Annotated in this window: 2 protein-coding genes; both read right to left on the minus strand. The window is 71.8% G+C overall.

The window, feature by feature from the left end; all coding sequences use genetic code 11:
* Positions 1 to 164 (minus strand): trehalase-like domain-containing protein (locus AC1DWF_RS36030; RefSeq protein WP_476843244.1); only part of this gene is annotated, 164 nt, incomplete at its 3' end.
* The coding region (locus tag AC1DWF_RS36035; RefSeq protein WP_476843243.1) for a trehalose-phosphatase at positions 148 to 621 on the minus strand (474 nt) is incomplete at its 5' end. The genes AC1DWF_RS36030 and AC1DWF_RS36035, both read right to left, overlap by 17 nt.

The following is a 621-nucleotide window of genomic DNA, read 5'->3' on the forward strand; positions in this document are numbered from 1 at the left end:
ACCTCGCAGAAGACGCCCTCCGGCTCCGTGCCGTCGAGCAGGCCGCAGAAGATCGGAACGCCGTCGAGGCGCGGCCAGCACATCCAGATGACGCGCCCGTCCTTCGTGACCAGTGCGGCGACGGTGCCGTTGCCGATGGCGGCGAGATCAAGCGGTTGGGCCATGCGCGCCTCCCAGCAGGGATGTGAGCCAGGCGCGGACCGCCTCCGGCTCGGGGAAGTCGTCGGGGACACGATAGCCCATGCCGCCCAGCGCCTCGGCGGCGGCGATGCCGTCCTCGTCGGTCACGTCGTCGCCGATGAAGATAGGGAGCCGGCCGGCGAAGGGCGGCTCGCGCATCATCTCGCGCACGGCGACGCCCTTGTGGATACCACGCGGCCGGACCTCCCAGGCCATGGAGGCCCGAAGAATCTCGAAATCCGGCACGGCATTGATGAGTGAGGCCAGGAGCTCGAAGGCCGCATCGCCCAGATCCGGCGCGAGGCGGTAGTGCAGGACGAAGCCGGCGGGCTTCTCCTCGAAGACGATGCCCGCGTGCTGCGCGGCGAAGGCGAGCGCCGCCTTGCGCCACGGCTCGGGCGCGACGGGCAGCACGGCGCGGCGGGCCTCGCCGCCCGGCAG

The organism is Aminobacter sp. P4_D5 (assembly GCF_056401815.1).